Origin of the sequence: Trichocoleus sp. DQ-A3 (genome assembly GCF_039961975.1) — a bacterium.
GTDB lineage: Bacteria > Cyanobacteriota > Cyanobacteriia > Cyanobacteriales > FACHB-T130 > FACHB-T130.
Genome location: NZ_JAMPKC010000047.1, coordinates 19,314 through 29,357, shown reverse-complemented (window position 1 = coordinate 29,357; position 10,044 = coordinate 19,314). Strand labels below are relative to the sequence as shown.

General features: G+C 44.5%; 11 protein-coding genes. 3 read left to right on the top strand and 8 right to left on the bottom strand.

Going from position 1 to position 10,044, the window contains the following annotated elements:
* Positions 1-126 precede the first annotated feature (126 nt).
* From NDI44_RS28090 to NDI44_RS28060, 7 genes are all read right to left on the bottom strand, one after another.
* Positions 127-543 (bottom strand): hypothetical protein, encoded by a 417-nt coding sequence (locus NDI44_RS28090; protein WP_190416308.1) that lies wholly within the window; start codon positions 541-543, stop codon positions 127-129.
* 16 nt (positions 544-559) lie between these two features.
* Positions 560-850, bottom strand: coding sequence for a hypothetical protein (locus NDI44_RS28085; RefSeq protein WP_190416307.1), 291 nt, complete (start codon positions 848-850; stop codon positions 560-562).
* A 12-nt stretch (positions 851-862) separates the two neighbouring features.
* Positions 863-1,228 (bottom strand): hypothetical protein, encoded by a 366-nt coding sequence (locus tag NDI44_RS28080; RefSeq protein WP_190416306.1) that lies wholly within the window; start codon positions 1,226-1,228, stop codon positions 863-865.
* 60 nt (positions 1,229-1,288) lie between these two features.
* The gene (locus NDI44_RS28075) at positions 1,289-1,462 is read right to left on the bottom strand and encodes a hypothetical protein (RefSeq protein WP_190416305.1); all 174 of its coding nucleotides are present in this window, start codon (positions 1,460-1,462) and stop codon (positions 1,289-1,291) included.
* A gap of 128 nt (positions 1,463-1,590) precedes the next feature.
* The gene (locus tag NDI44_RS28070; protein ID WP_190416304.1) at positions 1,591-2,439 is read right to left on the bottom strand and encodes a hypothetical protein; all 849 of its coding nucleotides are present in this window, start codon (positions 2,437-2,439) and stop codon (positions 1,591-1,593) included.
* A gap of 90 nt (positions 2,440-2,529) precedes the next feature.
* The gene (locus NDI44_RS28065; RefSeq protein WP_190416303.1) at positions 2,530-2,778 is read right to left on the bottom strand and encodes a hypothetical protein; all 249 of its coding nucleotides are present in this window, start codon (positions 2,776-2,778) and stop codon (positions 2,530-2,532) included.
* Positions 2,778-3,785 carry a ParM/StbA family protein gene (locus NDI44_RS28060; protein WP_190416302.1) on the bottom strand — a complete coding sequence of 336 codons (1,008 nt, stop codon included), beginning with the start codon at positions 3,783-3,785 and terminating at the stop codon, positions 2,778-2,780. Before NDI44_RS28060 ends, NDI44_RS28065 begins: the two co-directional genes overlap by 1 nt.
* 228 nt (positions 3,786-4,013) lie before the next feature.
* On the opposite strand from NDI44_RS28060, the gene NDI44_RS28055 reads away from it, so the two are divergent.
* The 3 genes from NDI44_RS28055 to NDI44_RS28045 all read left to right on the top strand — a co-directional run bounded on the left by NDI44_RS28055 (position 4,014) and on the right by NDI44_RS28045 (position 9,325).
* Positions 4,014-4,229 carry a hypothetical protein gene (locus NDI44_RS28055; RefSeq protein ID WP_190416301.1) on the top strand — a complete coding sequence of 72 codons (216 nt, stop codon included), beginning with the start codon at positions 4,014-4,016 and terminating at the stop codon, positions 4,227-4,229.
* Between the two features lie 443 nt (positions 4,230-4,672).
* Positions 4,673-8,479, top strand: a complete 3,807-nt coding sequence (locus tag NDI44_RS28050) for a DUF5906 domain-containing protein (RefSeq protein ID WP_190416300.1) — start codon at positions 4,673-4,675, stop codon at positions 8,477-8,479.
* 288 nt (positions 8,480-8,767) lie between these two features.
* Entirely contained in the window at positions 8,768-9,325 is a 558-nt protein-coding gene (locus NDI44_RS28045) for a hypothetical protein (protein ID WP_348235339.1), read from the top strand.
* A gap of 281 nt (positions 9,326-9,606) precedes the next feature.
* Here NDI44_RS28045 and NDI44_RS28040 read toward each other — a convergent pair whose 3' ends face one another.
* Positions 9,607-10,044, bottom strand: a complete 438-nt coding sequence (locus NDI44_RS28040) for a DUF4365 domain-containing protein (protein ID WP_190416298.1) — start codon at positions 10,042-10,044, stop codon at positions 9,607-9,609.

Genomic DNA, 10,044 nt, shown 5'->3' with positions numbered 1-10,044 from the left:
GTGTTTTCTTGTTCGTATGCTTTGACTACTTTTTCTCGAAAGTCGATGGAGTAAGGTTTCATTCTACCTGTTCATGCACTGACCTCAATGTACTCTATATACCTGCAATCTGCTGTAACTTTGGATTCATCGTGCTGCCCTCTTGATAAATATTGATAAAAAGAGCGCAAACAATCCCAGCCAAATTCCAATCCAAATCAAAGGATTTACGACTAAAAAGATGGAATGGACTGTATCCCAAAAGCTAGCAATAATTGAGATAAGGATTGCCAGCCCAATGACGCTGCTTACCTGTGGATTTTCTTTTCCAGTTAAGACAAGATACCCAGATGCACAAGCAATTAAAAGGGCATAACTAATTAACATTCCTGGAATTATCCGACACAACAAAGCAAATGCTAAGCTACCACTGAAATACAATCCGAACTCAGAGACATTCCCAACTACTCGATAGGATTTGATTGCATCGTTTTCTTTAACGTGAGATTCATCAGAAAGAAAGTCAGCCTCGTGGTGAGGCTGATGATTACTAGGGTTGAACATCAGCTTTTACCGTTAATTAACGACCGCTAAACCAGTCACCAATCCCCTGCCAGAATCCTTTTTTCTGCGAGGAACGAGAGCCATTGGCGATTAAATCTTTGCGCTCCTCTTTTTCTTTTCTTACCTGTTCGGCTAGCGCTTCCCGCCTCTCCATAAGAGGGATTTTCTTTTGAATGCGACGTGCGCTGTTTTGGTGCCGACGTGCCACAATCTGTAACGCAGTTTGGAAGTCCATTCGTTCCAAAGTGAGAGCGCTACGTCCTTCTGCATCAATTAGTCGGCCGCCGTTCGCGGCTTTTTCTCCCATGAGCCGAATGTGCTACTGGTAGCCCTTTCCAGCGAGGAATACGTTAAGGATTTGTTGGTCAATTTTCTTGGCAGCAGCGGCAGCATCTTTCTGAATGTTGGCGACAAATTGCTCGTAAGCAACCTGACCTTGAATTAAGGTTTGAAAGTGCTTTTCTAGAATGGGTAACACTTCGATTAATCTATCCATCGCGTGCGCTCTATCAGTGTATTCTGCTAGCTGCTGGTCGGTCATGTTCGGAAGCTGTTCGAGGTCAATACCGAAGTAATTCTTAGTCAAGCCAACCAGGTTTTTATCTAACGAATGTACTTTGTGGATACCAGACTTTTTCCCTTCGTACTTGACGATGGCAGTGCTTTTATTTGATGAAAAATCCATGATGACTCCTTAATTAAGTAATGTGCGAGCGCCCTTAATAACAGAGCGAACGCTTGTGGTTTATCGACTCAATCCAAGCGCTCTTTCCATTCCTCGCTGTTCAGCTTCAAGTGTTTGGATGCGCTGATACTGCTGTTCAATGACTAAATCTTTAGGATCGGTTTGTGGCTGCTTGGTCATGAAGTAAAACCCGACTCCCGCCAAAATCAAAGCAAGTCCGATGTAATCTTTCATTGGTTAATCTCCCTCTGGTACATCCCGTTTCTGATTCGGTGGAAGAACATTCTGGCGCTGCCCAGGTGAAAGCTAGGGGCTAACAGAATCCCTCCGATTGCAAGCGCTATCGCGTGTTTCATGATTTTTCAAGCCGGAACTGCCGCGAAATGTCTTAGGACTTGGGCAACAGATATTAGATCCGCTTCTTCGTCGGTGAGAGTGGTGTAGCGATCGCCTTCTTCACAGAATGAGTTTGGTGTTGCGAAACTTTGTTGGTTTGGGTAAACACTGAAATTGAAATCAAATTGATTGCCACCGGGAAACCAATCCGCCCAAAACATATCGCCAGGTTCCCAATCCAGCTTCCAAGGAAAATCGCATTCCACGTTCGGTTCTGGTGCGCCTGAAAGAGGTGTCCAGTGCAGGGTGAAACAGATACCCGACTCCACTCCTGATTCTTCTTTGAGAAGAGTTTTAAATGCTAGATAAAATTCAAAATCTGGATAGGCTTGTTGCGAGCGCTCCAACCATCCAGCTAGTTGTTCTCTTCCAAAAAGGAGCAGTACCAAGTCACCCTGAACTTCAAGCCTCTGGCAGACAACCCAATTCAAAACCCGAAAGCGTTGCTCTGGATTGAGATAACCCTGCTGATGGCACCGAATCAAATCGAGGTCTTCTGGCGACAACACATCGCAGTGAGTACCAATTCTGTACAGCAGGTCATCTGAGGGCTTTTGGTTATATCGGCGGACACGCTCCATGACATAGCCCCAATTCACAGATTCTTCTGAGTTTCTCTGCCCTCTCGCTGGGTGTTCTACAAGCTTGTCACTGATGCGCTGTACCTTTGCTCGAAGTGCTGGGTCGGCAATGCGATCAATGATTCGCTGGGAGTCTGTGCCTCGGTGGAAAGCCTCTTCTAGCGCCATCGCCGTGTCCAAATCGACGCCATGCGCGGCAAACTGCCCACTCGGAAATCCAACTTGAAATGTCATGATTGAATTACTCCATTTACTTCGGTTTAGGGAGCCAGTACCAGCGGTGAAGTTTCTCAGGCTTGTAACCACTGGTTACTGACAAAATTTTTAAAGTCCAATCGGCGTTGATAAATCAACCACATCTGTCTGTTGAATTGGAAAGTCTTGTAAGGGTGCGATCGCGGATAACTCAAATTGATGAGGGTTGGACTGCCACCAAGCGATAAAGTGCTTGCCATACCGACTCAGCATTAGGGTGATAACTTCACTGATAGAGCTAGAGCTGGTCACTGCTTTAATTTCTTCTGCAATCGGTTGAACAGAGGGATTAAGAACAACTCGTGTTTGGGTTGGCATTATTCCATCCCCATTCCGTAGAGAGAAATTAGCTGGGCAAAGTTAGAAACGTTAGGATGGGATGCAATTTTAAATCGTCCCTTGGTTGCTTCCACCAGCGGTTGAGCAAGGGTTGCACTGCCACCAATAATTAGCACTTCACCTAAATCTGAAAGCTGCTGTGTCCAAGCCACTTTTAGCTTGCTACGAACCTCCCCAATCCATTGCTCACGGCACTTTTGGAAGATTGGCTCAAAGTTTATTTCAGTGGTTCCGTAGAGATAGGAATTGTCTGCGATCGCATCCATAATCAATCGCAGTTCCGGTGAATAACCGAGCTGCGGTAACAACGCTCCTGCAATTTTCTGAGCTAATTGATAAGTACCGGGCAGCAAAGTATCGGCAGTACGAATCATTGTGCCGTTAGGAGCGTAGAGCCGTCCAATTCCAGTTCCGCCCCCTAAATCTAAAATCCCATTAACCTTATTTGGCGCACGGAATAATCCTTTCGATCTAGCAAACTTGTAAGCAGGTCGGGTTTCATCGCACGGCTCAACCTGGCGAACAGTTGCAACGATATTGACACCATTGCGAGTGAAGTCTTTCACACCTTCAACTCGTTTAATGGCAGCGATAGCTTGCTTGTTTCGGCTGTCTGGTAGCGCCACTGCCATAACTTCAATTAGAACTTGATTCTGTCCTAGGTTTGGTTCAATTGCTGCCAGTGCCAATAACCAAGCGAGTTCACATTTATCTTCCTCGAAAACAGATTTTCCTCCCAGTTCTGCTGCGAGTTGACCAATGACATAGCGGTGTCCATCGACTGCAATAACAACTGATTTGTCATCGGGTTCTGCATCTTCCCAGGACTCCAACTCTTTGACAACCGATGGCAGAATTCGCACTCGGTTTAGTGGGTCAAGGTATTTGATGAAGCGGTTTCCGCCATCTAAAGGTAATCGTTTGCGAAGGTGGACATTAAGAAGCGTTGTGAAGCCGTATTGCGGCTTCTCAGTGGATAGGGTCATTGTCCTGATTCCTTACTTGAATTGGCTAAAGCTTTTACGGATTAGGCGTTTGAGGGGTTTGCGTTTAGGCAGTAGGGGCAATGTTGCTTATAGCCGCCTTATGTGTTCTCTGCGCCATCTCGCGTCTATGTTTGTTACGATAGCATGAGTTCGCAAATTCGTGAACTCCTAACTTCACGAAATTAAACAAATATTACTCCTCGTGACAAAATGAATTCAGGAATAGATATGCAGAGTGAGATTTTGACGACAAAACGAGACGACCCAGATTATGCACAAGTAAGCGGTCACGTTCCCGTTGAGGTAGCAAGGGAATTCGGAGTGCTATGTGCCATTAAACGAATCACCAAAAGCGAAGCTTTAGAAGAAGCCATAAGACTGCTCTTAGAGCAAAATCAAGCTTTACTACCTCCAAAGCCTAGTGACAACAAAAAGAAGTCATGAGCGATCACACTAAAACTTCTTACCAAAGAAAGATCACTTAGCTTTGCTAAAAATGACGAGTTACTATATAGTACACTTGTACTAAAAAGCCATACTTTAATGGGTTTCTTTTAGGTTTATTTCCGACGATAATAAACCTAAAAATAAGCAAAAAAAAAGGAGGTAAGTCGCCCGCCAGAACTGGTTCATGCAAAAGAACCGAAGTTACCGGAAAGTAAGACCCACCAACCCCAATAAAGAACTGTTAAGTTCTAAATCTTATGCACACATGATAACCCTGAGTCCCGGTAAATGTCCATGTGTGTACGTTTTAACCAGAGAGATTCAAGACCGATATTCAAGGACTGGTTGGCTAGTTAATGACTCCGGTGATGCCGCAAATTTCTGCATGAATCAAAAAATCAGCGGGTGACTACCTCCTTCGTAAACCAAGGAGGAAAATAATGTCGTTTCCCTTTCCCACACCATCCAAAGCGCCATCAGCTCCAGAAATCTCGTCCCAAGCGCCATTAAATCCAGAACCCCTATCCCAATCGCCATCAGATCCGGAAAAATTTAATATTCTCGACCATCTCGAAAAACTTGAGAAGGCGAAGAACGGAAAGTATATTTGTCCGGTATGCGGGAAAAATGATTTCTCCGTCCAAGAAAAACCAGGAAAACTGCAAGGAGCGTATAAGTGCTTTTCTGGAGATTGTCCCCCAAGTAAGATTCGCGAAGCCCTTTCACCGTGGGCAGACAAACAAGGTAAAAAGGGTGATCGCTTGCAGCGCATTATTCAACGAAAAAAAAGTAAGCCTGTCCTAAAAAAGAAACCTGCGCTTCAGCCCATTCCAGAAAATCTGACACTGGTACGCCTTCCTGCACCCGCAACCGATAGACCACAACGCATCTCAAAATTTGATGCAAGGCGGGGCGACACAAAAGAGCTTATCTACAGCTATTCAGAAACCCAATGGGTGGTACGAACCGAGTGGAAGGATTTGAGCTGCCCGAAAGGACGAGCGAAAAAGTTCAGTCAGTGTCACCGAGACAAAAAGGGGGAGACAGCGTGGAATAAAGGAAGTCAACCTTGGAAGCCATATCGTATCGACGAAGCGTTAAGTGTTGCTGCTGCATCTGACTCCAACCTAGCACTTGCCCTAACATTTGCCGAGGGAGAGGAATGTGTAGAGGCTCTTCGCAGCATAGGGTTAGCTTCTATTACTTTGCAAGGAAGCAACTGGTCAAAAGAAGAGCTACAAAGAATGGTGGAGGTAATCAAAGCTTCGCCAGTCAAGTGCCTGATTTTTCTAAAAGATAACGATGACACTGGGGAGAAAAAGGCAAAGGCGGTTTATGATGCCTGTGTCAATGGAGGATTAAATCTTCTAATTGTCGATCCGCTTGCAATCTCCCCTCAGTTAGCAAGCAAGGGGGATATAGCTCAGTTAGGAAATAAAGCGGATGTAGCCGATATCTTACAAGAGATGGAATCAGCAGAATTTATTACACAGTTAGAGCAGTACATTCACCGGGCGGTTCAGGCACGATGGAGTGAAGTGCCACTTGAACAATGTATTAAAGAGGAGGATCGATCTCTTCTTGATAGAAATTGGGATTTTGGAAGTAACGGAGTAGTTGGGGAGGACCGCCCTATTGTTGGTGCTAGGTTGGCAGCGAACCTCATTGGCACAGCAAAAAGGATGAATGTACTGGGTATTCCCATGAGTGGCTCTGCTTGGCTTCTATTCCAAAACTACTGTTCTGTCTGCTCTTCCGAACCTCCTGAAGGTTGGAAGAATGAAGACTGGGATAGGGCATGGAAAGAAGGAGAGTCTAATCCTGGTGCGACTCTATCGGATGAAGAAATATGGAATCTCGCTAAGACTTGGCAGGACGACCAGAAAACCAAGCAATCACCGACAGAAGCCGGAGAGGAAGGGAAAGGACAGACTCAGGCAACAGAGAAATCTGCTTCTCCTGAAATAGACACAAATTCTCAGTGGGATGAGGACGATGAAGACGACTGCCCTGAGTCGTTAGAGGAAATTGAGACTGAAATTACTCAGATAGCATTCAGGCATCACTACATTGACGTAGATAACCCTTGGATTTGTGTAGACGGCACTTTATATCAATGGGTGGGAACTCATTACGAAGAAAGACCAGACACTCTTGAACTACAAAAGCTCAGTCATTACTTAAATGCTTATCCAGTCACAACAAAAAAAGGGGATACTCGGTTTCCTTATGCAAGACCGTCAGCGGCTAGAGAGGTTCTCAGTTGGGTGAAAATGAACCTAACTAAGAATCCAGCGTTGGTAAATCCACCCGGTCTCAACTGCACTAATGGCATCTTGAAAATTCATTGGGACAAAGACAAACCTAGCTGGGAACTCGTTGAGCATACCCCGGACGCTTACTATCTTTACCCGCCTTGCGCTGAATACAATCCTGATGCCAATCCAGAACATTGCGATAGGTTGTTGCAGGTTCTAGATCCACCACAGCTCGAAATATTGTTGCGAACGATTGCTGCCAGCCTCGATTTCACAAACGTTCGGCGCTACAGAGGGCGCGAAGTCCGAGCGGTGATAGCGAAAGGACACGGTGGGAACGGGAAAGATGCCGTAAGGGAAGGGGTGTCAGCAATTTACGGGCATCAAGGGGTAGGCAGTATCAGTCTCAGTAACTTTGCTGCTTATGATGCAGGAAGGCAATTTGGGTTAGCTGGCTTGGATAAACTCCGTGTAGTCTGGTCATCAGAGAATTCTAATTTTGAAAAATTAGACAAGATTCAATGCCTGAAGGCTGGTATTACCGGCGAAACACTACTACGAGAGTTAAAGGGAAAGGATGCAATCCCATTCATCCCACGGGCAGTCTTCATTTTCAATGTCAATGACACCCCGAATCTGCAAGGTAGCCAAGAAGCGATTCTCAGCCGCTACTGTGTCTTGACGTTTAACAAAACTTTTAAGGTGAACGCTGACCCACGGAAGGGAGAACTGGAAGCTGATCCAAGATTTAAGTACGATCCAGAATTTATCCGAACTCAGGTGGTACCAGCTTTATTGAATCGCATTCTCAAGGCGTTAGTAGACTTGATGGAGCATGGGATTGACTACGAATGCACCCGACAGGCTCTGCAAGAAATCCAAGCCGAAAACTCACATCTGTCCGAATTCTGCCAGTCCGTAAAACTGGATTACAAAGTCGGTGGGGTGGTGACGGCTCAGGAAATCTGGGAAAGATTGCAACAGTTTTACATTGCAAACGGAACTTTGACTTTTGAAGTCGGTGGAAACGGCAAGCCGAAATCTATCTGGGCAGATCAACCGAGAAGAGGCGATCGCAACGTCAAAGGTTGCAATCAAGTTCTTGCTCGATTCCAAGAATTATTTCCTAAAGCAAAAAGGGTTCCGTTTGGAAAAAACCAGATGGCTTTGTCAGGGATTGGATTCCTTGGCGAAGGAAATGACGGAGAGGGCCTACCCAATGGCAGCAACAATTCACCTCCGCCTCCGCCCTCTGGTGAGGCAGATCAAGGCAATGGTAAGGCAATGTCTTGCCAGTTGGCTTGCCAAAAACCCGCTCCCAGTAACGATGGTGAGCCAGTCTGGTCAGTTTCTCAACTCAATGAAAAAAATGAAATTTCTTCCCCAATGTCTGATCTTCTTCCGGATTTGGGTAGCGAAAAAAATGTAGAAAAAGGACAACAATTTGAAAAACTGACCAGACTGGCTCACCATGTAGACACAGCAAGGGTTTCTGGCAAGCCAACTGACCCCCCAACTGGCTCACCACCATCTGAAACTGGCTCACTCTCCCAAGCAGACTTGGTTGACCCAGAAATAATTCGTGAGTGGCAATGTAGACTCATTGCAGCGTCAGTAGAAGAAATTCTGCCCCTAATGAATTCTTTCGCTCTTTCATTCAGTGATGAATATTCATCGGAAGAAATTAAACGAATACATCATCGTGTGTGGTGGGGGTTAAAGGAAGAGGAGAGAGCGGTAATTACATCTAAAAGACAAGCAGCGGAAAATATTGTCAAAAAAGCTAAGCGAGAAGAAGAGCTTCGTTTTTTAGAGGAAGAACGGAAGCAGCGCTTCTTCTCCGAATCGAAATTTAAGCCAGGCGAACAAGTAGTTTTCTCAGAGGATAAACGTATCGTCTACACCGTAGTTAGCTCTACTCATAATCACACCACACTTGAAGGCATTGATAAAGCGGTAGCGGATTTCTTACTCGAACGACTTGAGTAAGGCATATCTGGTAGCGATCGCCTTTGATTTAAGAGGGTGCTCGCTTCCCATCCATCCTTTTTTTTAGGTTTGGCAATGTTGAATCGGCATCGCTGGTGGTGCGATCGCGTCCAAATCCATCCAAGTGCCATTTGGCGCTTGATTAAAAATAGGGTGGTTTCAACTCTGAACTCCAGTAGGTGAAGTAACTTGTTGTTTGTTCTAGCTCTAAAATTATTTGTAAAACTAGAACTAGCAACGAGGTGGGCTATGCCGAAGAAATGTGGATTTGGATTTTCCTGCGGATCGATGATGCAGTCCCCAGGGCTACAACCCAAAGACTGCCCCAATTATTACGTTTGTGGCGCGGTCTTTGAATATGACGCCGATGAATTAATTGAATTGGTTCGAGTCAGAGAACAACGAGAAGAAACTATTCGGATTACTCGGACACAAGCAGCAATTATGATGTTGATGAGTCGCGGGAATCCACAATCTCTTGAAGACTTTAACATCCCTGATTTAATATCTGAAATTGAGGAATTGCTTGAATCGGTGAAAGAACAATTAAATCAATTTCAGAACGTTTATGTCGTGCCTGAGTCAGTAGAAGCTCATGAGTATTCTGTTAAGCGTCCGAGTGGACCTTATTTTTACAATAAATTGACAGCGAAAGAGCAACTCTTTGAACCAGCGGAGCGATCGCAAAAAGTGAAGGTGATTCATCTCTCCCACAGCGATGACCCCCGCAATATTGAAGGGCGATTAGGGATTGAGCGGCGGAATAGACTAACTCAAACACGGACGCGCTTAAGAGAAATAAAAGAGAGGCTGTCTGAAATTGAGGAGTTTCTAGATGGTGTTTAGTTCTAGCTTTTTATTAATATAAATCAAGCTAGAACTAACTACCCTCCAGGGCAGGAGCCATTGTATCTGGGTCTTCCTACCGCTTCTCTTACGATAGGTTGCGCTACTTCTCACGCGAAATATGTGCTTAGTTTTAAAAAACTGAAAGCGATTACCCCTTCTCTTTAAATCTAGCGATCACAGTTTCCATGCCCTAAAAATATTACATCTAAACTTAAGTACCAATTGGTACTTAAAAAAAAAGATATTTAAGTAATTAGTAGGTTTTGAATGCGGAAATCTTAACCTGCTTCAATTTTGTGATGCTTTGATAGATACCTGCGTAATTCTTCTTTTACGTCATCATTTATCTCTCTAACTGGAATTTTGATGGTGGCAACTACTTTATCTTCCCTACTATCTTTAGGCTTAAGCCATGCGTAATAAAGTTTATTCCGCTTAACGTCTACAACCAGTAACATAGCTGGAATATTTGAATATGCTAGATATCTGTATTGTTTCTCTGAAATTGAAAAATGAGCTAAAACTGGTTGTTCTGTAGCTTTAATTTGAACTATGTAACTATTAATGCCTCCTTCAGAATTTTCAAAAGCAACAAACAAATCAAAACCTATATCAGTGGTTGGTTGCGAAACAAATAATGCCTTTAATTCTTGGAAAAAAAGTTCTGCAATAAGCTCAGCTCTTCGCCCATTTATATTTGCCTGGGATTGCTTCAT

Coding starts and splice junctions, on each gene's coding strand:
- NDI44_RS28055 (WP_190416301.1), top strand. CDS start 4,014: ATGCAGAGTGAGATTTTGACGACAAAACGAGACGACCCAGATTATGCA.
- NDI44_RS28080 (WP_190416306.1), bottom strand. CDS start 1,228: ATGGATTTTTCATCAAATAAAAGCACTGCCATCGTCAAGTACGAAGGG.
- NDI44_RS28075 (WP_190416305.1), bottom strand. CDS start 1,462: ATGAAAGATTACATCGGACTTGCTTTGATTTTGGCGGGAGTCGGGTTT.
- NDI44_RS28065 (WP_190416303.1), bottom strand. CDS start 2,778: ATGCCAACCCAAACACGAGTTGTTCTTAATCCCTCTGTTCAACCGATT.
- NDI44_RS28045 (WP_348235339.1), top strand. CDS start 8,768: ATGATGCAGTCCCCAGGGCTACAACCCAAAGACTGCCCCAATTATTAC.
- NDI44_RS28050 (WP_190416300.1), top strand. CDS start 4,673: ATGTCGTTTCCCTTTCCCACACCATCCAAAGCGCCATCAGCTCCAGAA.
- NDI44_RS28090 (WP_190416308.1), bottom strand. CDS start 543: ATGTTCAACCCTAGTAATCATCAGCCTCACCACGAGGCTGACTTTCTT.
- NDI44_RS28060 (WP_190416302.1), bottom strand. CDS start 3,785: ATGACCCTATCCACTGAGAAGCCGCAATACGGCTTCACAACGCTTCTT.
- NDI44_RS28040 (WP_190416298.1), bottom strand. CDS start 10,044: ATGAAGCAATCCCAGGCAAATATAAATGGGCGAAGAGCTGAGCTTATT.
- NDI44_RS28085 (WP_190416307.1), bottom strand. CDS start 850: ATGGGAGAAAAAGCCGCGAACGGCGGCCGACTAATTGATGCAGAAGGA.
- NDI44_RS28070 (WP_190416304.1), bottom strand. CDS start 2,439: ATGACATTTCAAGTTGGATTTCCGAGTGGGCAGTTTGCCGCGCATGGC.